This is a genomic window from Bradyrhizobium sp., assembly GCF_047605465.1.
Lineage (GTDB): Bacteria > Pseudomonadota > Alphaproteobacteria > Rhizobiales > Xanthobacteraceae > Bradyrhizobium.
In genome coordinates, this window is record NZ_JASGFS010000011.1 from 1 (window position 1) to 24,204 (window position 24,204).

16 protein-coding genes and 1 riboswitch are annotated in these 24,204 nt (G+C 65.0%); of the genes, 12 read left to right on the forward strand and 4 right to left on the reverse strand.

Features of this window, described 5'->3' with window-relative positions; translation table 11 throughout:
- The first annotated feature begins 215 nt into the window (after window positions 1-215).
- Window positions 216-935: an RraA family protein gene (locus QM712_RS12365; protein WP_415023379.1), complete on the forward strand. Its 720-nt coding sequence runs from the start codon at window positions 216-218 to the stop codon at window positions 933-935.
- 15 nt (window positions 936-950) lie between these two features.
- Window positions 951-1,769: an SDR family NAD(P)-dependent oxidoreductase gene (locus tag QM712_RS12370; protein WP_415023380.1), complete on the forward strand. Its 819-nt coding sequence runs from the start codon at window positions 951-953 to the stop codon at window positions 1,767-1,769.
- A 29-nt stretch (window positions 1,770-1,798) separates the two neighbouring features.
- On the opposite strand, the gene QM712_RS12375 is transcribed toward QM712_RS12370, so the two are convergent.
- Window positions 1,799-4,414: an aminotransferase class I/II-fold pyridoxal phosphate-dependent enzyme gene (locus QM712_RS12375; protein WP_415023381.1), complete on the reverse strand. Its 2,616-nt coding sequence runs from the start codon at window positions 4,412-4,414 to the stop codon at window positions 1,799-1,801.
- A 498-nt stretch (window positions 4,415-4,912) separates the two neighbouring features.
- Here QM712_RS12375 and urtA point away from each other — a divergent pair, with 498 nt between their 5' ends.
- From urtA to folB, 9 genes are all read left to right on the forward strand, one after another.
- Complete coding sequence (urtA, locus tag QM712_RS12380; RefSeq protein ID WP_415023492.1) at window positions 4,913-6,145, forward strand: urea ABC transporter substrate-binding protein; 1,233 nt, start codon at window positions 4,913-4,915, stop codon at window positions 6,143-6,145.
- Between the two features lie 282 nt (window positions 6,146-6,427).
- Window positions 6,428-7,201 carry a motility protein A gene (locus QM712_RS12385; RefSeq protein ID WP_415023382.1) on the forward strand — a complete coding sequence of 258 codons (774 nt, stop codon included), beginning with the start codon at window positions 6,428-6,430 and terminating at the stop codon, window positions 7,199-7,201.
- Between the two features lie 24 nt (window positions 7,202-7,225).
- Window positions 7,226-8,056 carry a flagellar motor protein MotB gene (locus tag QM712_RS12390; protein WP_415023383.1) on the forward strand — a complete coding sequence of 277 codons (831 nt, stop codon included), beginning with the start codon at window positions 7,226-7,228 and terminating at the stop codon, window positions 8,054-8,056.
- A 171-nt stretch (window positions 8,057-8,227) separates the two neighbouring features.
- Window positions 8,228-10,129 carry a potassium transporter Kup gene (locus tag QM712_RS12395; RefSeq protein ID WP_415023384.1) on the forward strand — a complete coding sequence of 634 codons (1,902 nt, stop codon included), beginning with the start codon at window positions 8,228-8,230 and terminating at the stop codon, window positions 10,127-10,129.
- A 140-nt stretch (window positions 10,130-10,269) separates the two neighbouring features.
- Window positions 10,270-12,198, forward strand: a complete 1,929-nt coding sequence (locus QM712_RS12400) for a potassium transporter Kup (protein ID WP_415023385.1) — start codon at window positions 10,270-10,272, stop codon at window positions 12,196-12,198.
- A 237-nt stretch (window positions 12,199-12,435) separates the two neighbouring features.
- Entirely contained in the window at window positions 12,436-12,762 is a 327-nt protein-coding gene (locus tag QM712_RS12405) for a rhodanese-like domain-containing protein (protein WP_415023386.1), read from the forward strand.
- A gap of 7 nt (window positions 12,763-12,769) precedes the next feature.
- Complete coding sequence (locus tag QM712_RS12410; protein ID WP_415023387.1) at window positions 12,770-13,951, forward strand: aminotransferase; 1,182 nt, start codon at window positions 12,770-12,772, stop codon at window positions 13,949-13,951.
- A gap of 5 nt (window positions 13,952-13,956) precedes the next feature.
- Window positions 13,957-15,069, forward strand: coding sequence for a polyamine ABC transporter substrate-binding protein (locus QM712_RS12415; protein WP_415023388.1), 1,113 nt, complete (start codon window positions 13,957-13,959; stop codon window positions 15,067-15,069).
- A 219-nt stretch (window positions 15,070-15,288) separates the two neighbouring features.
- Window positions 15,289-15,368, forward strand: a riboswitch (ZMP/ZTP riboswitch).
- Window positions 15,369-15,404: 36 nt separating this feature from the next.
- Window positions 15,405-15,785 (forward strand): dihydroneopterin aldolase, encoded by a 381-nt coding sequence (gene folB, locus QM712_RS12420; protein ID WP_415023389.1) that lies wholly within the window; start codon window positions 15,405-15,407, stop codon window positions 15,783-15,785.
- Window positions 15,786-15,789: 4 nt separating this feature from the next.
- Here folB and QM712_RS12425 read toward each other — a convergent pair whose 3' ends face one another.
- Window positions 15,790-20,034 (reverse strand): autotransporter domain-containing protein, encoded by a 4,245-nt coding sequence (locus tag QM712_RS12425; protein ID WP_415023390.1) that lies wholly within the window; start codon window positions 20,032-20,034, stop codon window positions 15,790-15,792.
- 201 nt (window positions 20,035-20,235) lie between these two features.
- Here QM712_RS12425 and QM712_RS12430 point away from each other — a divergent pair, with 201 nt between their 5' ends.
- A complete protein-coding gene (locus QM712_RS12430) occupies window positions 20,236-21,951 on the forward strand; it encodes a tetratricopeptide repeat protein (RefSeq protein ID WP_415023391.1) in 1,716 nt (571 codons plus the stop codon).
- A gap of 3 nt (window positions 21,952-21,954) precedes the next feature.
- On the opposite strand, the gene QM712_RS12435 is transcribed toward QM712_RS12430, so the two are convergent.
- Window positions 21,955-22,887: a lipid A biosynthesis lauroyl acyltransferase gene (locus QM712_RS12435; RefSeq protein ID WP_415023392.1), complete on the reverse strand. Its 933-nt coding sequence runs from the start codon at window positions 22,885-22,887 to the stop codon at window positions 21,955-21,957.
- Window positions 22,888-22,895: 8 nt separating this feature from the next.
- A complete protein-coding gene (locus QM712_RS12440; protein ID WP_415023393.1) occupies window positions 22,896-24,173 on the reverse strand; it encodes a beta-ketoacyl-ACP synthase in 1,278 nt (425 codons plus the stop codon).
- Between the last annotated feature and the right edge of the window lie 31 nt (window positions 24,174-24,204).

Below are 24,204 nucleotides of genomic sequence, written 5' to 3' on the forward strand. Positions count from 1 at the left end.
CCGCCGGCGAGGTCACGCCGCCGCCGTCGTCGCCGACACTGGCGGGCCTGCCGGAGCCGCCGCACGACGATCGGCCCGAACGGCTGCATTAGGCGGCAGCTTGCGGATATCTGCCATGAAGGCATCCCGAGTTGGGTTGGGGCCCGATCTCGGCTATATCGCCTTGATGCCGGCGGCATCGCGCAAACAACGCCGCCCATCTGGGAGAGAACGCCGTGACGAATTCCGCGACCGGGCCGCTGCCCGCTTCCGTCCTCGAAGCACTGGGCCGCTATGACACGCCGACGATCTGCAACGCCATGGAGATCGTGGCGCCCGAGCGCCGGCTGATCGGCTACACCACCAAGCAACTGGTCTGCCCGTTCCCCGACCTGCCGCCGATCGTCGGCTATGCGCGCACCGTCGCGATCCGTTCGGTGCTGAAGTCCTCATTGCCGGCGGAAGAGCAGGCCAAGCGCCGCATCGAATATTACGAATATGTCGGCACCGGCCACGGGCCGCGCATTTCGGTGATCCAGGACATCGACGGTCCCGACGTCGGCTACGGCGCGTTCTGGGGCGAGGTGCAAAGCAACGTCCACAAGGCGCTCGGCTGCCTCGGTGTCATCACCGACGGCTCGATCCGCGACATCCCGCAATGGGCTCCGGGCTTCCAGGCGCTCGCCGGCTCGATCGGCCCGTCGCATGCCTGGGTGCATGCGGAGAGCTTCGGCGGCGAGGTGCGCGTCGCCGGCATGACCGTGAAATCGGACGACCTCATCCATGCCGACCGGCACGGCGCCATCGTGATCCCGCTCGACATCGCCGCGAAGCTGCCTGAGGCCGCTGAACTCTGTGGCCGCCGCGAGACGCCGATCCTGGAGATCGCCCGCAGCCCCGACTTCTCGCTGGAGAAGCTCAAGGCCGCGCTGAAGCGCTCGGCGGAGATTCACTGAGCCTGGAGCGACGTCATGGACATGGCCGGCAAGACGGTGCTGATCACGGGGTCGACCGACGGTGTCGGGCGTTATGTGGCGGGCCGCCTTGCCGCCGAAGGGGCCCATGTCCTGATCCATGGCCGCGATGCCGCGCGCGCGAAGGCGCTGATCGACGAGATCGTGAAAGCCGGTCATGCCGCGCCGACCTTCTACCGGGCCGATCTCTCGTCGATGGCGGGGACACGCGAACTCGCCGAGGCCGTGCAGCGCGATCACCGGCGCCTCGACGTCTTCATCAGCAATGCCGGCATCGGCTCGCAGAACGACGGACCGCAGCGGCAGGTCAGCGCTGACGGTCACGAGCTGCGCTTTGCCGTCAACTATCTCTCCGGCTTCCTGCTCGCTCACCTGTTGCTGCCGCTGTTGAAGGCCGCCGCGCCGTCGCGCATCGTCAATGTGGCCTCGCTCGGCCAGCATCCGATCGATTTCGACGATGTGATGATCACGAAAGGTTACAGCGGCTCGCGCGCCTATGCGCAGAGCAAGCTCGCGCAGATCATGTTCACGATCGATCTCGCTGAGGAGTTGAAGGGAGCCGGCATCACCGTGAACTCGCTGCATCCGGCGACCTACATGAACACGACCATGGTTCGCGCCGGCGGCATCGCGCCGATCTCGACCGTCGAGCAGGGCGGCGCGGCGATCCTCCATCTCGTCGAAGGCGACGACGTCGCGAACAGGAGCGGCCTATTCTTCAACGGCATGAACGAAGCGCGTGCCAATCCGCAGGCCTACGACGCCGAGGCGCGCAGGCGTCTGCGTGAGCTCAGCGCAAAGCTGGCGGGACTGTAACCAGCCGGCACGCCTCAGGCTCGTTCGCCTCAGGCCACATGGGGTCTCAACTTGCCTTTGTCGGTGCCGCAGTCCGGACAGCGGAAATTCTCCGGCAATTGCTGATAGGCCGTGCCCGGCGCAATGCCGTCGGCGGGGACACCGGCGTCCTCGGAGTAGATGTAGTAGCACCCGCGGCAGATGAACCGCCGGCCGGCGCTGCCGTTCGGCTTCGCCGTCGGGGCGAACGCCTGTGTTGCCGCGGATGGTCGCGTCAACCGGTCTTCGACCGCGATCGTTCCGCCCGTCTCGACGGTGAGATAGACGCCGAGATCCTTGTGGCCGAAGTTCGCCCGCAATGAGCCTGGAATGTCCATGTCGCGCACGCCCGAGGCTGGGTTGACGTTGGTGGCCCCGCAACGCCCGTTGCGGCGGTCCACCCGGAAGGTGACGTCGCCAAGCCTGATCTCCTGGTCGATCCAGTCGAATTCCTCCCAGGCGCGTCCGGTGTCGACATAGAGATTGGCGCGAAATCGCAGCGGGTCTATCTCCGTTCCCCAGCGTTCCTCCAGGCTGCGCAGCGTTGCCAGGTTGATCAACGAAATCACGCTGTCGGGCTTGTCCATGAAGTGGCCGTCCTTCGATCGGACCAGCGTGGGCGGCGCCGGCAGGGTCGGGACGAGCTGGTGAAAATAATCTTCGATCCTGGCCTTCGCGCCGCTTTCGTTGAGGTTGACCACGAGGATCGTCTGGTTGCCCGCCCGGATCTCGAACTGCAGAGTCTCCGGGTCGAGATGAGTCTTGACCTTGGCCAGAGCCTCCTCGAGCATGAGCATGACGAACAGGCCTTTTTTCGCCCAGCGCGGATTGTCGGCCTGCAGCGGCACGCCGGGGCGTGCGAGCGCGAACTGACGGTCGTGCGGGAAAGGTTGTCCCCGTGTGAGCCTGGCGCTGGTGAGCGGCTGACCGCTCAGTCCCTTGACGGGATAGTGGTAGATGCTCTTCAGCAGCGGCATGGCGGACCCGAGTTCGAATTGCGCGAGGGCTCCGAATTCTGGTCTCTTGTCGTGCCGCGTGGTTAGAGCCGGCTCGTGTTTTTTTGCTGAGGCCGCCATGCCGCGAATCCGCGCGGTGGGAATCGGCGGGCGATCCGGGGGCAGATCGATGAGGAGCTGGTCGATTTCGGTGAGGTGATCGTCGAGCGCATCGTCGACGATGTCGGAAAGCTTTGCGATGCCTTTCTCGATCTGGCGTTCGCTGAGCCCACCGAAGCCGAGCAGGATGCCGCGTTTCGCCATCGTGCCCGTCTCGCCGACATGCACCGGCGCGGAATGCAGGCTGTAGACCCCGATCCGGCCGCGGCGCGCCTGAAGCTCCAGGATCTGGGCCTGCGGCACGCCCGGCGGCAACTGCCAGAACAGTTGCAGGCCGGCATTGCCACCGCCGAGCGTGACGTCGCCGAAGCAGCGGCGCAGCGAGGCGATCAGCATGTTGCGCCCGGCGCGATAATGCGCGCGCACCCGCAGGACATGAGCGGCATATGGGCCGCTCGACAGGAACTCCGCGAGCACAGCCTGGTCGAGCCAGGATACACCGGCGTTCAGCATGGCCTTGGTCAGGCGCGCTGCCTCGGCATAACGCTGTGGCACGACGAGGTAGCCGAGCTTCAATCCGCTTCCCAGCGAGGCCGCGAAATCACCGACATAGAGCACGCAATCCGGCGCAAGCGACGACAAGGGTGCGAGCTGCATGCCTTCGTCGTGGAATTCGTCGCCGAAGCCGTCTTCGACGATCAGGCTGCCGTTGCGGCGGGCCCACCCCGCCAGCGACTTGCGACGCTGGGCCGATAGAAGCGTGCCGGTGGGGAATTGATGCGACGGCGTGACATGGACCATCGCGCAGCCACGCTCGGGAAGCAGATCCGTGACAAGGCCGTTCTCGTCGACGGGGCAGGCGATGACCCGGGCGCCGGCCGACCGGAACGACAGATAGGCGCCGAGATAGCCGGGGTCTTCCATCACCACGCGGGCGTCGTAGGACAGCAACATCCGCGCAATGAGGCTCAGGCTCTCGTTGCGGCCGCTGGTGATGATGACCTGCGTGGGATCGACGGCGAGGCCGCGAGCGAGGCTCTGGTGATGCGCGATCGCCGCACGCAACTCAGGCGCTCCTGCGGGATCGTTCGCTGTCGCAAACTGCGAAGCTGCGCCATGTGAGAGGTGGTTCTGCACCAGCCGTCGCCAGGTCTTGAGCGGAAAGACCGCCGGGTTGGTCTGGTCGAGTGCGAAGTCGACCACCATGCGGCGCTCCTTGCGGACCGCCAAGCGCTTGAGCTCGGTGTCGAACACCGGAGGAGCCGGAGCGACCGATGGTCGCTCGGATGCCGGACCGGATGCCGGAGCCACGCCAGCCGTCACCGGCGCCCGTTCGGCCACGAAGATTCCGGAGGCGGGTCGCGCCTCGGCGTGACCTTCCAGGATCAGGCTCTCATAGGCGCGAACAACGGTGTTTCGGGAAATGGCGAGCTGGTCGGCGAGATTGCGCGATGAGGGCAGCCGCGCGCCGGCGGCAATGCGCCCTTTTGCGATCGCCAGGCGGATCTGCTCGACGAGCTGATCGGTGAGAGACTCTCGCCGGGTCCTGTCCAGCAGGATGAGAAGCTGCATCTGGGTCACCGCGATGAATGACGGAAGGCGCGATGACCCGTTCAATGCAAGGCGAAGGCCAGATTGAAAACCAGCGGGCAAGGGTCCAGTTATCTCCGGAACTGGACTGTTCGGCTCCGATCTGTCCGCTCACCGACCGGCGAGGCCGGTCCAGTCTCGAACTGGCTCCCTCCAGCGCGGATAAACTGGCTCCTTCGCCTCGGCGGCTTCGCCGATCCTGCCTCAGCCGCGCGCAAATCCTTGGCGCGGAAACGGCCGTTCGCCGCTCTGCTGTCCAGTTTCTGTTCAGACCGGCCGAGGACGCCCTCGGGGAAATGGCGCCATCGCAATTTCAGAACGCGGCTCTCGGTGCGAAGCCATGCGCGTGCGAGCGTTCAAGCCAGGCGGTCGACGGCCGGCTGCAACAGGCAGTTCGCCGCGAACGAGCGCATCCTCGAACTGGAGACTCATGCGATGTCCATTGCACGCTACTTCGGGATTTGTGTGGTCCCGCTTCTGATGGCTCTCGGTGCGCCGGCGCGGGCCGAGGAGGACAGCATCAAGATCGGCATCCTGCATTCGCTGTCCGGTACCATGGCGATCAGCGAGACCATTCTGAAGGATCTGATGTTGATGGAAGTCGCCGACCTCAACGCTCATGGCGGGTTGCTCGGCAAGAAGGTCGAACCCGTGGTGGTCGACCCCGCCTCGAATTGGCCGCTGTTCGCCGAGAAGGCGCGCGAGCTTCTGACCAAGGACAAGGTCGCCGCCGTGTTCGGCTGCTGGACCTCGGTGTCGCGCAAATCGGTGCTGCCGGTGTTCGAGGAGTTGAACGGACTGTTGTTCTATCCGCTCGAATATGAAGGGGAAGAGTCCTCCTACAACATCTTCTACGGAAGTTCGGTGCCGGACAACAAGGCGATCCCGGCGGTCGAGTACCTGATGTCGAAGGAAGGCGGAGATGTGAAGCGCTTCGTGCTCGAAGGCACCGACTATGTCTATCCGCGAACGAGCAACAAGATCATCCGCGCCTTCCTCAAGAGCAAGGGCGTCAAGGACGAGGACATCATGGAGAACTATACGCCGTTCGGTTTCGCCGACTGGCAGACCGAAGTCGCCGCCATCAAGAAGTTCGGTACCGCGGGCAGAAAGACGGCGGTGGTCTCCACGATCAACGGCGATGCCAACGTGCCGTTCTACAAGGAGCTCGGCAACCAGGGCGTCAAGGCGACGGACATTCCCGTCATCGCATTCTCGGTCGGCGAAGAAGAGCTCGCGGGCGTCGACACCAAGCCGCTGGTCGGACATCTGGCAGCTTGGAGCTATTTCCAGTCCGTCAGCACACCGGAAAACAAGGCCTTCATCGCCAAGTGGCGCGCCTACACCAAGAACCCGAAGCGGGTCACCAACGATCCGATGGAATCGGCCTACATCCTGTTCCGCATGTGGGTCCAGGCGGTGCAGCAGGCCGGCAGCACCAACGTCGATGCCGTCCGTCAGGCGATGATCGGCCAGAAGGTGAAGTCGCCATCGGGCTTTGAGGTTGTAATGGGTCCGAACCACCACATGGCCAAGCCGGTGATGATTGGCGAAATCCAGGCCGACGGCCAGTTCAGCATCGTCCACAAGAGCAAGGCGCTGCCGCCGAACGCCTGGAGCCCCTATGTCGAAGCCAACAAGGGCAAGGTCGCCGACTGGTCCTGGCCGTGGGTTTGCGGCGGCTGCTCGACACCGCGCTTCGCTGCGAACTGATCCCCTGACGCCAGCGTCGCGGTGGCCGGCCCGGATGGCGGAGCGATTCGCCATCCGGGCCGCGTCGTCTCCGGCAGCGTCATGGTTAGCAAAACGTTGAGATCGCTGTCGACAGCCGGCAAAGCCGGCGTCCGTTCAGCGCGATGAGCCGGTCCGGCGCGCTCGCTGAACTTAACCTTTACGCGTCTTTAATGGCGGCCAATTAGGGTCTGAGATGCGGTTCGGGGTTGGGCCGCACCACCGGCCAGGATGGCCGTTGTTGCGTGTGTGTTGGAGTGTCCCATGGATATTATGACGAGCGCTGGACTTGCGGCGGGAGTCGGCGTCATTGCCGTCATGATGTTCATGGGTGGCGATCTTCACATGTTCATCTCCGAACATGCGATGATCATCATCTTCGGCGGCTCGGTGTCCGCCACCATGATCCGTTTTCCGCTCAGCGCGCTGATGCACGGCCTTCCGCTCGGCGCCAAGTTCGCCTTCACCATGAGCCGCCTGTCCGCGCACGACCTCGTCGACGAACTCGCTCGCATCGCCGAGATCGCCCGCAAGCAGGGCCCGGTCGGCCTGGAAAAGGTCGAGACCGACGAGCCTTTCCTCGCCAAGGGAATCCGCTACGTCGCCGACGGCTACGACCTCGACTTCATCCGCGACAATCTCGAGCGCGACCGCGACAACTTTCTCATGCACCTCGACGAAGGCAGCAAGATCTACCGCGCCATCGGCGACTGCGCCCCGGCCTTCGGCATGATCGGCACGCTGATCGGCATGGTGCAGATGTTCGCCAACATGACCGATCCGTCCAAGCTCGGCCCGTTCATGGCGACCGCGCTGCTCGCGACGCTCTACGGCGCGCTCGTCGCGAACCTGTTCTGTCTGCCGATCGCCGACAAGCTGCACGGCAAGCTGCTCGACGAGGAAACCAATCGCACGCTGATCATCGACGGCATCCTGATGATCCGCGACTCCAAGAGCCCGACGCTGGTGCGCGAAATGCTGCTGGCCTACCTGCCCGAAAAGCATCGCCACGCCGAGGGTGAGCCGGTGCCGGCCTGAGGCCGCCCGCCGGGATTTTGAGACATGGCCAAGAAGAAGCGCGGCGATGCACATGGAGGCGGTCACGGCTGGTTCGTGACCTTCGCCGACCTGATGGGCCTGTTGATGAGCTTCTTCGTGATGCTCGTCGCGTTCTCGACCCAGGATGCCAACAAGCTGAAGATCGTCGCCGGCTCCATGCGCGATGCCTTCGGCATCCAGAGCGAGGCGCGCTACGCCGGCATCATCGAGTCCGACGGCTTGCCGACGCGCCCGCGGCTGAAGAACGTCGACCATATCCAGCCTGAGGATTCCTCGAACACGCCGACGCCGGATCAGGAGGATCGCGACCGCACGTCGGGCGCCAAGATCAAGGTCGACCGCAATTTTGCGCTCGCCGCCGCCTCGCTGCGGCAGGCGTTGCAGGACATGCCCGAACTGACCGAGATGTCGAAGCACATTATGTTCGAGGAGACCAAGCAGGGCCTCAATCTCGAGATCGTGGATCAGGACGGCCGTTCGATGTTTCCCGACGGCTCCAAGGTACCCTATGACCGCACCCGTCGCCTGATCGAGAAGCTCGCGGTTCCGCTCAAGGCCACGCCGCTCCGTGTCTCGATCGCAGGTCACACCGCAGCCGGCTTTGTGCCGACCCGCAGCGACTACGGCGCTTTCGATCTGTCGGCCGACCGCGCCAACGCCGTGCGCCAGATCCTCGAACGCGAGGGGCTGCCGCCGTCACACTTCTTCGCCGTCTCGGGCAAGGCGGATACCCAGCCGCTGTTCCCGGACGATCCGTCGCTCGCCGCCAACCGGCGGGTGACCATCACCTTGATGCGTGAAGATCCGCCGCTGCCGCCGAACTTGAAGCCGTAGGGCTTTCGAGCTACCATTTTGCCTTGGGGTGCGTCATCGTGCCGACGATGGGCGTGGCCGCTCCGTCACAGCATCGGCGCCGGCACCTGCTATGCTGGGCGGATTGACAGGCGCGCAGGAAGCGTCAAAAGGCGCCGGATCAATTCCAGGGACGAAGCGTTTTCCACCCCCATGACGGCGAGCATCACATCGACCGAGGCCCAGGACGGGCCGGTCACTTCGGGCTTTTGGGCGCTCACGCTCGGAAGCATCGGCGTCGTCTTCGGCGACATCGGCACATCGCCGCTCTACGCGTTCCACGAGGCGGTCAACGGCGCGGCCCACGGCCAGCCGGTCACGCGCGTCATCGTGCTCGGCGTGCTGTCGCTGATCCTGTGGGCGCTCCTGATCGTCGTCACCGCCAAATATGTCCTGTTGCTGCTGCGAGCCGACAACAACGGGGAGGGCGGCACGCTGTCCCTGATGGCGCTCGGCCAGCGCGCGCTCGGACGCCGTCGGAGCTGGGTGCTGCTCGCGCTCGGCGTGGTCGGCGCCTCCATGTTCATCGGCGATTCCATGATCACGCCGGCGATCTCGGTGCTGTCGGCGGTCGAAGGCCTCAAGCTCGCGACGCCCGCGTTCGAGCACTACGTCGTGCCGCTCACCGTGATCATCCTGGCGCTGCTGTTCGCGGTCCAGAGCAAGGGCACCGCGCTGGTGGCGTCCGCCTTCGGGCCGGTGATGGTGGTCTGGTTCACCTGTATCGCGGTGATGGGCATCGTGCACATCGCCGACGATCCGTCGGTGCTGGCCGCGATAAATCCCTATTACGCGCTGCAATTCCTGCTGTCGCACGGCACGATCGGCCTGGTGACGCTGGGCGCGGTGTTCCTGGCGGTGACCGGCGGCGAGGCGCTCTACGCCGATCTCGGCCATTTCGGCCGCAAGCCGATCCAGTCGGCCTGGATGTTCTTCGTGCTGCCCTCGCTCCTGATCAACTATTTCGGCCAGGGCGCGCTGGTGCTGTCCGATCCGAGCGCGGTCGAGCATTCCTTCTTCCGCATGGTGCCCGACCATCTGGTGCTGCCGCTGGTCGGACTTGCGACCGCGGCCACCGTGATCGCGAGCCAGGCCGTGATCACCGGCGCCTATTCGGTGGTCTATCAGGCGGTGCAGCTCGGCCTCTTGCCGCGCTTCGAGGTGCGGTACACGTCCGAAACCCATGCCGGGCAGATCTACCTGCCGCGCGTGAACCGGCTGCTCCTGATCGGCGTGATGCTGCTGGTGCTGGTGTTCCGCACGCCAAGCGGTCTCGCCTCGGCCTACGGCATCGCCGTCTCCACCACCATGGTCGCCGACGGCATCATGGGCTTCATCGTGATCTGGAAATTGTGGAACTGGCGCGCCGCCACCGCCGCGGCCGTCATCCTGCCCTTCGTCGTGGTCGACATGACGTTCTTCAGCGCCAATCTGCTGAAGCTGCTCGAAGGCGCCTGGGTGCCGTTGCTGTTCGGCGTGGCCATGGCGGCGACGATCTGGACCTGGCGGCGGGGCACGGGAATCCTGCTGCAGAAGACCCGACGCATCGAGGTGCCACTGGACGATCTGATCCGGAGCCTGGAGAAGCGGCCGCCGCACATCGTCAAGGGCACCGCGGTATTCCTCACCAGCGATCCTTCCTTTGTGCCGACGGCGCTGCTGCACAATCTCAAGCACAACAAGGTGCTGCACGAGCACAACGTGATCCTGACGATCGAGACCGCGCACACCCCGCGCGTCGATCTGTCGGAGCGTTTCCGCATGGAGAAGATCAGCGACAAGTTCTCCAAGGTTCGTCTGCGCTTCGGCTTCATGGAGCAGCCGAACGTCCCCAAGGCGCTGGCCATCGCCCGCAAGCAGGGCTGGCAGTTCGACATCATGTCGACGTCGTTCTTCGTCTCGCGACGGTCGCTGAAGGCCTCGGCGCAATCGGGCATGCCGCTGTGGCAGGACCATCTGTTCATCGCGTTGAGCCGGTCCGCCAATGATGCGACCGATTATTTCCAGATTCCCACCGGTCGGGTGGTTGAAGTCGGAACGCAGGTGACTATTTGAACGCAATCGGCGAACCCATGCGAAATTTGCATGGCGAGGGCCCAGAATCGGGCTAGGCTATGCCGCTGGCGCAGGCCTATAAGCCGCGCGCTCTGCAGCCATTGTGCAGTGAAGCATTCCAGAGGCCATCGGGCTCTCCCATGACGAGCGACGTAGCAGTTCCCGCCCCGGAAACGGCGGCGGCCAATGGGCATGGCGACGCCCACACCACCGCCGGTTTCGGCGCGCTGACGCTTGGCAGCATCGGCGTGGTCTATGGCGACATCGGCACCAGCCCGCTCTACGCCTTCCGCGAGGCGGTGATGGCGGCCTCGGGTGCGGAGGGAACGCCGACCACCGCTGCCGTGCTCGGCGTGGTCTCCCTGATCCTGTGGGCGCTCATCGTCGTGGTGACGCTGAAATACGTCGTCATCCTGCTCCGCGCCGACAACAATGGCGAGGGCGGCACGCTGGCCCTCATGGCACTGGCCCAGCGCGCGGTCGGCAGCCGTGGCGCCACCGTCGTCCTGCTCGGCATCATTTCCGGCGCCTTGTTCTACGGTGACGCCGTGATCACGCCGGCGGTCTCGGTGTTGTCGGCGATCGAAGGCATGAAGGACATCACGCTTCGCTTCGAGCCGTACATCGTGCCGTTGACCGTGGTGATCCTGCTCTGTCTGTTCGCCGTACAATCGCGCGGCACCGCGCGCGTCGCGGCGTTCTTCGGCCCGGTGATGTGCGTCTGGTTCGCGGTGATCGCGGTCGCCGCGATCGGTCCGATCCTCGAGCAGCCGCAGGTACTGTTCGCGTTGAACCCGCTCTACGCCGTGTCGTTCATGTTCCACCACGGCATCATCGGCTTCGTCACGCTGGGCGCGGTGTTCCTGGCGGTCACCGGCGCCGAAGCGCTCTATGCCGATCTCGGCCATTTCGGCAAACGGCCGATCCAGACCGCGTGGCTGTTCATCGTGCTGCCGGCGCTTGCGCTGAATTATCTGGGGCAGGGGGCGCTCGTCCTCGGCGACCCCGGCGCGATCGTGAGCCCGTTCTTCCAGCTGTTTCCGCAGGGCTGGTTCCGCGGCAGCATGGTCGTGCTCGCGACGCTCGCCACCGTCATCGCGAGCCAGGCCGTGATCACCGGCGCCTATTCGTTGACGCGTCAGGCGATCCAGCTCGGGCTGCTGCCGCGCTTCGAAGTCCGTCATACCTCCGAGGCCCATTCGGGCCAGATCTTCATCCCGCGCATCAACCAGCTGTTGTTCGTGGCGGTGATGCTGATGGTGCTCCTGTTCCGCTCCTCGAGCGCGCTGGCCTCGGCCTACGGCATCGCCGTCACCGGGACGATGGTGGTTACGGGAATGATGGGCTTCATCGTCATCTGGAAGGTCTGGCGGTGGTCGCCGTTCGCCGCCGCCGCCCTGATCGCCCCGTTCCTGTTCCTCGACCTGACCTTCCTGGCCGCGAACCTGCTCAAGGTGTTCGAGGGCGGCTGGGTTCCGCTCGCGCTCGGCACCCTCATGATCGTCCTGATGTACACCTGGCGGCGCGGCAGCCGGCTGCTGTTCGAGAAGTCGCGCAAGCTCGAATTCCCGCTCGCCGACCTCGTGGCGATGCTGGAGAAGCGGCCGCCGCAGCGCGTGCCCGGCACCGCCGTGTTCCTGACCAGCGATCCGCTCAGCGCGCCGACCGCGCTGATGCATAGTCTGAAACACTACAAAGTGCTCCACGAGAAGAATGTCATTCTCACCATCGAGACCGCGACGACCCCGCGCATCGATCCGGCCGAGCGCGTCAAGCTGGAGCAGATCAGTCCGACCTTCTCCAAGGTGACGCTGAAATTCGGGTTCATGGAGTCGCCCAACGTTCCGAAGGCGCTGGCGATCGCCCGCAAGCTCGGCTGGCAGTTCGACATCATGTCGACTTCGTTCTTCCTGTCACGCCGTGCTCTCAAGCCCGCCGCCCATTCCGGCATGCCGCGCTGGCAGGACAGGCTGTTCATCTCGCTCAGCCGCTCGGCCAACGACGCCACCGACTACTTCCAGATCCCCAGCGGCCGTGTGGTCGAGGTCGGCACCCAGGTGACGATCTAGCTTCCCTGTCTTCGCGGGGAAGCCGAACTGGATGAGCCCGATCACAGCCCGGCAGCGCAGGGTGAAGCACAACCTCCGGGCATGGACTCCGAAAGCCGTGCTTCAAGTCGCTGCGATTTAGCCTTAACTTGCACGGTGCGGCTCAAGCCTTTGTAGCGCTTGATTTTCGTTGGCCGAGAGGCGAGGTTGCCCCGCGGTCGGGACAGCCCGGCGCGTGCGCGGACGTTGGAGGATGATGTGGCGAACCAGGTACAGGATCTGACCCCGGACGAGGTCTCCAAGGGTGTCGAGGAAGGGCGCTATCTGCTCGTCGACGTCCGCGAGCCCAACGAGGTCGAGGCCGAGGCCTATCCCTACGGCGTCGTGGTGCCGCTCTCGAGCTTCGATCCCAAGGCGATCCCCGATCCGCAAGGCAAGGACGTCGTGTTCGCCTGCCGCTCGGGCAAGCGTTCGGTGACGGCCTCGCTCGCGGCGCAGGCGGCGGGCCTTGCCTACGACAAGCATCTGGCGGGCGGCATCCTCGGCTGGAAAGCGGCGGGGCTTCCCACCAAGGTCGGTGGCTAATCCGGCGATGACGACCAAGAGCTCCTCGCTGAACAAGGTCTTCGCCGACCTTCCCGTCACGATCTTCGAGGCGATGTCGCAGGCCGCGCGCGACAACAACGCCATCAATCTCGGCCAGGGCTTTCCCGACGACCCGGGACCGGAGGACATCCGCCGCGCCGCGGCCGACGCCTCCCTGAACGGCTACAACCAGTATCCGTCGATGATGGGCATCCCGGAGCTGCGCCAGGCGATCGCGACCCACTACGGTCATTGGCACGGCCTCCAGCTCGATCCGATGAGCGAGGTCATGGTGACCTCCGGCGGCACCGAGGCCCTGACCTCGGCCATTCTCTCCGTGGTCCAGCCCGGCGACGAGGTGGTCTGCTTCCAGCCGGTCTATGATTCCTACCTGCCGATCATCCGCCAGGCCGGCGGCATTCCGCGTCTGGTGCGGCTCGAGCCGCCCGGCTGGCGGCTGAACGAGGACATGCTGAAAAGCGTCTTCAATTCAAAGACCAAGGCGGTGCTCTTCAACAATCCCCTGAATCCCTCCGCGGTGGTCTATCCGCGCGAGGACCTCGAATTGCTGGCGCGCTACTGCCAGGAGTTCGACGTCATCGCGATCTGCGACGAGGTCTGGGAGCACGTCACCTTCGACGAGCACAAGCACATCCCGCTGATCACCATCCCCGGCATGCGCGACCGCACCATCAAGGTCGGCTCGGCCGGCAAGATCTTCTCGCTCACCGGCTGGAAGATCGGCTTCGTCTGCGCGGCACCGCCGCTGCTGCGCGTCGCGGCCAAGGTGCACCAGTTCCTGACCTTCACCACCGCGCCGAACCTCCAGGCCGCCGTCGCCTACGGCCTCGGCAAGCCGGACGAGTACTTCCTGTCGATGCGCAAGGACCTGACGCGGAGCAGGGACCGCCTCACCAAGGGGCTCGAAAGCCTCGGCTTCCCCGTGCTGAAGTCGCAGGGCACCTACTTCCTCACCGTCGACCTGTCGCCGCTCGGTCTCAACGAGAGCGATGCCGAGTTCTGCTGGCGGATCGTGAAGGACTACAAGGTGGCGGCGATCCCGGTCTCGGCCTTCTACGAGCAGGATCCGGTGACATCCGTGGTGCGCTTCTGCTTCGCCAAGAAGGACCAGACCCTCGACACCGCGCTGGAGCGGCTGTCGGACGCGGTGCGCGGACGCAAGAGGTAGCAACGATGACGCATGTCGGCCGCTCGAGGCTTTGCCTTGGTGTTGCAATCGCCGCGGCGCTGACGTTGCTTTCCGCTCCCGCGAGAGCGGAGGAGCGGGTCGTCAACTTCTACAACTGGTCCAACTACATGGCGCCGGAGGTCCTCGATGCCTTCACGAAGGAGACCGGCATCAAGGTGGTCTACGACACCTTCGACGCCAATGAGACGCTGGAGACGCGTTTGATGGCCGGCAAGTCCGGCTACGACGTCGTGGTGCCCACGGCCTACTTCCTGCAGCGCCAGATCAAGGCCAATATCTTCCAGAAGCTCGACAAGTCGAAGCTGCCGAACCTCGCCAACGCCTGGCCGATGGTGAACCAGCACCTCGCGACCTACGATCCCGGCAACGAGTTCGCCGCGAACTACATGTGGGGCACGACGGGCATCGGCTACAACGTCGCCAAAGTGAAGCAGATCCTCGGGGCCGACGCGAAGATCGACAGCTGGGACACCGTCTTCAAGCCGGAGAACCTCGCCAGGTTCAAAGACTGCGGCGTCCACATGCTCGACTCCGCCGACGACATCTTTCCGGCGGCGCTGAGCTGGCTCGGGCTCGATCCGAACTCGACCAAGCAGCCCGACCTCGAGAAGGCCGCTGACGTCGTCGCCAAGGTCCGCCCCTTCGTGCGCAAGTTTCACTCCTCCGAATATCTGAGCGCACTCGCCACCGGCGAGATCTGCTTCGTGGTCGGATGGTCCGGCGACATCATGCAGGCCCGCGCCCGCGCGGCAGAAGCCAAGAGCGGCGTCGAGATCGGCTATGCCATCCCCAAGGAAGGCGCGCAGATGTTCTTCGACAACCTGGCGATCCCCGCCGACGCCAGGAACGTCAAGGAAGCCTACGAGCTGATCAACTATCTCTACCGTCCCGACGTCGCCGCCAAGAACTCCGACTTCCTGTCCTATGCCAACGGCAACCTTGCGAGCCAGAAGCTGGTCGATCCGAAAATTCTGAACGACAAGAACATCTATCCGGACGAGGCGACGCTTTCAAAATTGTTCGTCATCACCGCCCGCGATCCCGCCACCCAGCGCATCATCAACCGGCTCTGGACCAAGGTGAAGACGGGGAGGTGAGAGCGCCGCGATAGGTCGCGAGACCATCCGGCAACTCAAATCCGCAAAACAACCCCATGCACAGTAGAACCGCTTGCCGCGCCTTGTCGCCGGTGGCGGTCGTTAAGTCGCGATGCGGATTGGCCTTATCGGCGCGCGGACGCAATCGTCCAGTCCGCGGCGCGAATTAAGTCGCGCGGCGATGTTCATTGTCGGCATTGCCAAAAGCTGATAACGCTGAACGCCTCGCGTGACTGGCGACATCGGATGGAGCGCCATCGGGAAGCGCGGGGCAACTGCCGCTCGCCTGGGCGATTGGGATCATCCCGATCAAAATGCTTCACCCGGAGCTGCCCATGCTGACGTCGATCAAAATCACCGGACTTCAAACCTACGGCTATCACGGCCTGTTCGAGGAAGAGCGAACGCTCGGACAAAAATTCAGTTTTGATATTTTTGCCGATCTGCGGGAGGTCAGGACCCACCTCAGCGACGATCTGGATTCGTCGGTGAGGTATGACGCCGTGGTGGACGAGGCCGTGCAGATTGCAGGGTCGGAAAAATTCCAGACGCTGGAAGCGCTCGGCGAGACGATCGCTGCAGGACTGCTGCGACGCTTCGACATGATGGACAACGTGACGGTCGCCGTTGCGAAATCGTCGCCGCCGATTGCTCATGCGATCAACCAGGTCGGCGTCCAGGTCAGTCTTCGCCGCGCCGAGCTCGCCGGCGCCTGATGGTCTACCACGCGTAACGCACCGTGCCCTTTCCGGCATATGAGCGGGTCACGCTGGAGAACTCGCCCTCGAAGCTTGCCGCCGCCGACCAGCCGTTCAGCCATTTCATCTCGGCAGAGGCGGTGGTGAGGGCGGAATCGGCAGCCGGTCGTGCGCCGCCGACGACGAAGCTCGCGCCGGGCAGCGTCTGGAACGTCGCGGCGACGGTGCGATCCGGATTGAAATCGTGCGCCCAGGCGGCGCGACCGCGCAAGGTGAGGATGCCGTCCGCCATGGCGAAGGATTTGTCGGTGCGCAAGCCGAGTTCACTGCGCGTGTCGGTCACGCTCTTGGCCGCATAGGCGAGGGCGAACGTGTTGTTTCCGGCGACGACGGCTTCCGCATAGGCGGGGAGGTCGAACCTCGTGACCTGGCCTGCGGCGTAGGGCGTAATGCCGAGGCCGCCGGTCCATGGTGCAATGACGCGATAGCCGCCTTCGACGCGGCCGCTCCACGCATTGGCGTTGAACTCGGCGCGCAGGCGATCGGTGCCAGCGGCCGTCACGGTGCGATCGGTGGTAACGTCCTGCCATCCATAGGCGAGTGCGCCAGTGATGTAGGCTGCGCCCACAGTGTGGCGCAGGAAGGCGCCGGCCTGGAACAGATCCGAGCGGCCCCCGCCGAGCCCGCTGACGTTGAAACTGGTGCCGCCGCCGGCGAGCGCGAAGCCGGTGATGGTATTCGGCGAGATGCGGTAGTCGGCGCCGACAGCGGTGCCGTAGATGCTGCTCGTCGTGTTATTCGAGCCCAGCACGGCATTGCCGCTGGTGCTCTGCGAGCCGCCATAGGCCGCAGCCCAGACGTTCCAGCGCTGATCGAAGGCAGGCTCCCCGGGAGCCTTGTGCGGCATGCTGGCCAAGGCATCACGCGCATCGCCGCCGTGCGCGACGTCGGCGAGCGAGGTGCTCTCCTCAGCAAACGGCACCGCGCTGGCGCCGCCGGTGCCGCCATCGCGCCCGGCTGCGAACGGATCGGTCAGCAATCCCATGAACTGGCTCATGGCGCCGAACGTGGTCTGCTGCGACCCCGTCGCGCCCTGGCCCGCAAGCTGGGTCAGGCTGTTGGTGGAGCGTCCGACAAAGGCGGCGTTGATGCCGCCATTGGCGTCGAAGAAGTTTTGCAGCGTGGTCGCGATCGTCTTCTGGTTGGTGTTGAGGTCGGTCCGGGTGCCGTAGTCAAGTGCGAAGTTCAGGTAGGCATGGGTGGCATCATAGCTGAGGCTCGCAGCCAAACCGGCCGGTACGCCCGTTGCCTCGATGCTGGTGAACGTTCCGGTTCGGCCGCCGCTCGCCGATACGATGGCATATTGCTTTTGAACCGTGCTGCCGGCCGCCACACTTACGCCGACGCCGCCGCTGAGCAATGTCGTTCCGGAGACGTTGACCGACGTCGCCGCGTTCGTGTTGACCGTCACGAGATACAAGGCGCCTGACTGGAAGGCGAGATTGCCCGCGACGGTCAACCGTGAGCCCGGCGTGCCGTTGCCGGCGAGCAGGATGCCGCCGCTGGCGATCAATGTATTGCCGACGGTGCCTGTGCCGGAGAGTGCACCGCCGGTGTTCACCGTGGTCTGGCTCGAGGATACGATCGAGCCGTCGACCTGAAGCATGCCGCCGTTCACGACGGTGGTGCCGGTATAGATGTTGGCGCCGGACAGCGTCAGCGTGCCGCTGCCAGTCTTCTCCAGACTGCCTGGACCCGGTACGCCGCAGCCGCACGATGGGTCGGGATTGAGCTCGCCGATCACGCCGCTGACCGTCGTCGACAGGTTGTTGCTGCCGACCACCAGCGTGTTGCCGCCCCCGATGTAGTAGAAGCCGGAGCCGGCGATCGAGCCGGCCGTGATCCGGCCGTCGCCGTTCGTGCCAGTGCTCCCGCTGAAGTCGACATAGCCGGTGCCGTCGGCGATGAACTGCGCGTTGCCGCCGGTTGCATTGTTGTAGAAGGCTGTCGAGCCGCCGGAATTGGTGGTGATGACGGCGTTGCCTGCAGTCGAAGAGAACTGAAACAAGGTCGTGCTATAATCATTGTTCGTGATCGTCGCTCCGGCCGCCGACGACTGATCATTAAACACGGTGCTGCTATTCAAATTGTTGATGATGGTGGCGGTCCCGGCATTGGTCGCCGCGCTAAACGAGGTGTATCCACCGAAACTGTTGATCTTGGCGTTGCCGGCGCTGCTGGTATCGGTGCCCCCGGCCGTACCGAAGCTCACGCTGCCAGTATAGTTATTGTTGGTCGAGTTGCTGTAATAGTTGTTGATCGTGGCGTTTCCGGCGCTGCTCGCGTTGAGGAAATAGACATGCCCCTTGTTGGTGATGGTCATCGTGCCCGCGGTCGTCGTGCCGGAGAACTCCGTCTCGCCGTTATTGGCCAGATCCGTAATCGCCGAGGTATCGGCGTTGTGGATATAGAAGTAGGCGTTGTTGGTGACCTGGCCGGTGATGGACGCGGTGTGGGTGGCATCGCCAAGCACCAGGGTCCCGAGGTTGATTGTGGTACCACCTGTGTAGGTGTTGGCACCGAGCAACACCACTTGGCTGAAATTGAACGAAGTATCCGTGATCGTCAGCTTGCCGGCCCCGGTGCCGTCGGTGATGTTGCCGGAGATCGTCAACGTCTTGCCTTTGGCGTCGAGGAGGCTGCCGTCGGTGGACTGATCGATTTTGAAGTTGTTGGCGAAGGTCACGTCGCTTGTGCCGCCGGTCTGGATCCAGACGTTTTGCAAGGTGACCGTACCGGTGCCGAACGCGCTGCCGTTGGCCACCACCACCTTGCCGCTGGCTAGTCCGACGACGCCGACTATTGTGGTGCCGCCGGAATAGGTGTTGGTGCCGGACAGGGTCACATTTCCGTTGGTGGTGTTGAGCAGCAAGCTGCCCGATTGTCCTGCCGCGTCGGCGATGTTGCCGGAATAGGTGAGGGTGTATCCGTTGGAATCGATCGTGGCGCCGGTCGCGTTGATCTGCGCGGCATTGGCGATGGTGTAGTTGCCGCCGGCCTGCAGCGTGCCACCGTCGAAGGTCAGCGTGCCCGTGCCGATAGCCGACGAGGTGATCGCGCCAGGCGTACCCACCGTATCGACGCCGACCTTCAGCACGCTGCCGCCGCCGTTGATCGTGGTGCCGCCGGTGTAGGTGTTCGCGCCCGACAGCGTCAGCGTGCCGGTGCCGGTCTTCACCAGCGATCCGCCGGTCGCGCCCGCCGCCGAGCAGGTCGGGCTCGTGCCGCAGTCGCTGATCACGCCGCTCACGTCCGTGCTCTGGTTGTTGCCGCCGACGGTGAGCGCGCGTGCGCCCAGGAAGAAATTGCCGGCGCCCGCAATCGAACCGGCGCTGAGCTTGCCGTTCCCCGCAGGGCCGGTGGACGCGGAAAAGTCGACGGTGCCGTCATTGTTGATAGCAGCGTTCCCGGCGGTGCTGGTGCCGGAAAAAACCAAGTAGCCGCTCGTGCTGTTCGTGATGGTTGCGTTGCCTGCCGTGCTGGCGCCGGAGAAAACCATGCCGGCGTTGTTGGTGATGGTCGCGGTGCCCGCTGTACTGCTGTCCTTGAAGAGCAGGTGCATGTTGTTGGTGATGGTGGCGCTGCCGGCCGAGCTCGTGTTGTTGAAGGACAGCACCCCGCCGTCATCGCCATTGTAATTGACGGTGATGTGGGCGCTGCCGGCAGTGCTGGCGTCGTAGAAGTTCGCGTTGCCATAGGTGGTGATGGTCGCGGTGCCGGCCGTGCTGGTGTTGTAGAAATTCACCGAGCTCGTGGCATTGTCGTTGTTGATGGTGACGCCGCCGGCCGAGCTGGAGTTGAGGAAATTGATGCTTCCGTCGATGGCGTTGATGGTGGCGCTGCCGCCATTGACGACGATGCCGGCGCCGTTGAAATTCAGGATCTGGCCGTTTGCGAAGGTGTAATTTCCTGCCCCGGCGTTGAACGTCCAGCCGCCGACGTCTGTCGTGTTGGCTTCGTCATTGGATGGAATCGAGAGGCTGGTGGTGCTCGACGCGCCGAAGAAGGCGGTGCCCGATGGCACCGTGCCGGAACTCCAGTTGGCGCCGCGGTCATATTGGTTGCTGCCGGGAGAGGCGAGCCAGGTCGCATCCTGTGCACGGGCGGGCGCGGCCGGCAGCGTCCAAGCCAAGGCCAGCGCCGACGACGTCAGCAGCGCGGCCCGCAGCCGGCGGGTTGCCCCGAAACAATCTTTCCCCGTCGTCACGTCGTCCCCCAAGCCGCCCTCAAGCCGCGCGGTCGCGAGTCCGCGGACTGAATTCATCGCACTGCGCCGGGATTGGTGTCCTGATAAGGGGGTAGCCGCTTTCTGAAAGTTTCTGATATTTCCGGTTCAGGGAAACTTTTGGGGCATTTTCGGCACAGATCCTCTATATGAGCCGGCCAGAAAGACGCTTGGGGGGATAGCTTGCTTCGTTTCGCCGGCTTCGGGCTGGATCAGCAGCGTGCGGAGCTGTGGGGCCCCGATGGCGTTGCGATCAAGCTCCGGCCCAAGACCCTGGAGATGCTGCGGTTTTTCGCGACCAGCGGCGGTCGGGTGCTCAGCAAGCAGGAACTGATGGAGGCGATCTGGCCGAACGTTCATGTCGGCGAGGACAGCCTGTTTCAATGCATCCGCGAGCTCAGGACCGCGCTCGGTGACGAGCGGCGGCAGATCATCCGGCTTGCCTCCGGCGGCGGCTATTCGCTGACGGCCGAAGTCGTGGCCGAGCCCGAGGCGAACCCGGCGCGTGTCGATGTGGCGCCCGCGGTTGTGGCCGAACCGTCGGTTCCGGCCGAGGCCGTTGCGATCCAGCCGGCACCACGCCCTGTCTCCCGCCTGCGCAGCCCGGTCCTGATCGGCGCCGTGGGCGCGCTCTGTGTCGTGATCCTCGGCGTTGCGGTCGCAGCTTCCGTGCTGACGCCCGACGTCCTGTTCAAGCGCAGGCCGCCGCGGATTGCCGTGATGGCAATCGTTGATGAAAGCAATGATCCGCGTGGCGCGGTGATGGCCGCCGAGGTCACCGGCCGTCTCATGGATGGCTTTGCCAGGATCCGGAACATTAGTGTTGTCGCGCCGCGCACGGCGGCGGTAGCGGGTGTCGAAGGCGCCGGTGCGAAGGCCGACTACGAAATTCGTGGCGAGCTGCAGCGCGGCGATCAGTCCTGGACATTGCGGGCGCGCATCATCAAGAACGGCAGCGGAGAGGTGCAATCGGTCGCCGCAGCGTCGGTCAGTACCGATGAGGTGGATGCGCTTCAGCAGTCGCGCCTCGTTGCCGGCGTCGGCCATGTGCTGGCGCGCCGGCTCAACGAATTGCTGGAGCCGAGCGCGGCGTCATCCGCAAGCCGAACAGCGTCCGCGGGCGGCGACAAGGTGGCCGTCGAGCAGGCGCTCGCCTCGATCAACCAGACCACGCGTGAGCGTTTCGGCGCGGCGCAGACCATGTTGCAGAAGGCGCTTCGTGACGATCCTGACAATGTCGATCTCGCGGTCGCGCTGTCGTCGCTGCAACTGCGCGGCATCCAGATGGTCTGGTTCAGCCCGGAGGAGGCTCTTACGGTCGAGGCGAAAGCCAATGCGACGCTCGAGCAGGCGCTGCGGGTCAAGCCGAATTCCATTCCGGTGCTGGAAGCTCATTGCCGCTTTCTCAGCGCGACCAATCATTTCGTGGAAAGCCTCGTCACTTGCGCCAAGGCGTTGAGCTTCGATCCGTGGAACGGGTCCGCGCTCTATCTGATCGGCCTCGGGCAGATCTATCTCGGCCGCTTCGACGATGCGCTCGCGACGTTCGAGCAGGCCGATCGCTACGACACGCCGCCGGCCTCTCGCTGGACCTGGCTGCTCGGCGCAGGCACCGCGTATGCCCTGATGGGACGCTACGACGAGGCGCTGCCATGGCTGCAGCGTTCGATCGCGATCACGCCGGGCACCGGCCGCTCGCACTTCCTGCTCGCTGCTGCCTATCAGCGATCGGGCCGGAGCGAGGAGGCGAAGGCCGCGATGCAGGAGGGACTGCGGCTGCGGCCCGGAACGACGCGGCTCAACGTGTCGCCGCCGATGAAGAATGCAAGTCCGGTGTGTATCGCGGCCTGGGATCGTGTGGTTCAGGCCGAGGTCGATGCGGGGCTGCCGGAGAAGTAGCCGCTATCGCCACCTGCGGTGCAGCCAGAGCCATTGCTCGGGATGTTCGCGCACCCAGCCCTCGACCACGCTGGTAATTGCCTGCGTCGTGCCCTGCACGTCGATCTTACCCGCGGCATCGCGGACCGGCTTGATCTCCTCGGTCAATTCCGCGGTGAAGCGGAAGCCGGGCAGGCGGATGATGCGGACGCCGTGGATCGGGCATTCGACCTGGCGCAGCAGCCGCGCCAGCATCGGGTTGGCGCGGGTCTTGCGGCCGAAGAAGGTGACCTCGACGCCGCCGGTCAGATATTGGTCGACCAGCATGGCAACGTGCTTGCCGGCCTTGAGCGCCTCTGCGAGGCGCAGCGGCGCGTCGCGGCCGGCCGGGATCAGCGTGCCCATGTTGACCTGCCGCATCTCCTGGATGATGCGGTCGGCGGAGGCGATGTTGGGCCGGCGATAGAGGATCGCGGTGTCGAGCCCATGCGCGACCGCGGCGAGCGCCGGCAGCTCCCAATTGGCGAGATGCGCGGCGAAGATCAGCGCCGGCTTGCCGTCGTCGCGGATGTGGTCGAACCGCTCGATGCTGCTCCGGGGCAGGTCGATCCGGCTCCTCTCCGGGTGTTCGCGGTCGTAGTCCCAGACGTGATCGATATGGGCAAATTCGGCGCCGACGCGGCCGAGATTGTCCCAGACGCCCATCAGGATCTCTTCGATCTCCTCCGGCGACTTCTCGGGAAACGCTGCGGCCAGATTGGCGCGGCCGATGCGGTGCTCGCGCAGGCGCGGGCCGATGAGCTGGGTGGCACGCGCGAAGAAATCCGAGGTCTTGACCGGATCGAAATAGCGCGTGGTGCGCAGCATGCCCACGGTCGCGGCGCCGACCAGGCTTCCGCCGAGCGACTTGGCGAGGTCCCGCGCGCGGGCCTTCGTGCTCGCAGGAAGCAGTGCCATGCGTCCGGTCAGGCCGGTTCGCGGGTGAGGATCAGCGAGGCGTTCTGGCCGCCGAAGCCGAACGAGTTCGACATCACCGCGGTGACGCGGGCGTCGCGCGCCTTGTTGCCGACGACGTCGAACAGGATCGTGGGATCCGGATTGTCGTAGTTGATGGTCGGCGGAATGCGCTGATGCTCGAGGGTGAGCAGCGAGAAGATCGCCTCGACCGCGCCGGCGGCCGAGATGGTGTGGCCGACCATCGACTTGTTGGAGGTGACCGGAATCTTCTGCGCGAGATCGCCGAACACGGCCGACGTCGTGTTGTACTCCATCTTGTCGTTCTCGGGCGTCGCGGTGCCGTGCGCGTTGATGTGGTCGATCTGGTCCGGCGTCATGCCGGCATCGGCGAGCGTCTTGTTCATGCAGCCGATGATCGGCTTTCCGTCGGGCGAGGAGCGGGTGCGATGGAAGGAATCGGTGAGCTCGCCGCAGCCTGCGATCACGCCGAGGATCTTGGCGCCGCGCGCGGTCGCCGCCTCGTAGCTTTCGAGCACCAGCGCGCCGGCGCCCTCGGCCATGACGAAGCCGTCGCGGTTCTTGGAGAAGGGACGGGAGGCCGCCTGCGGCGGATCGTTCTGGGTCGACAGCGCCGACAGCAGCGAGAAGCGCACCAGGGCTTCCGGATTCACGGTGCCGTCGGTCGCCACGCACAGCGCGGCATCGGTCTCGCCGCGGCGGATCGCCTCGACGCCGAGCTGGATCGAGGTCGCGCCCGAGGCGCAGGCCGTCGACAGCGAGATCGGCGAGCCCTTGGTGCCGAAGGTCTCGGCGAGGTGGGCGGCCACCGAACCGAACATGAAGCGGTGATGATAGGCGTTGTACTTGCCGCCGCCGGAGATGCGCAGCAGATCGTCATAGGTGAAGTCGGGCTTGCCGACCGCGCGGCCGAGCTCGCGGCGCTGAGGCCATTCGACCTCGACCGGCGCGACAGCGAGGAAGAGGGGTCCCGGGAAATCGGCCTTGGCGCCGATGCCGGCCTGATCGAGCGCTTCCTGAGTCACCAGCTCGGCCATCCGTTCGGAGAGGCCGGTGGAGGAGAACGGATCGACGCTGACGAAGTCGACCGTGCCGGCCATCGTCGTCTTCAGGCCGTCGATCGGAAAGCGCGTGATGGTGCGGATGCCGGATTCGCCGGCGACGAGCTTCGACCAATTGTCCGCCTTGCCGGCGCCGAGCGAGGTCATGATGCCCATGCCGGTGACGACGACGACGGGACGCCCGAGTTTGTCGCGTGGTGCAGTCATGTGTCCCCCGATAGAGCTAGAGCAAGATCCG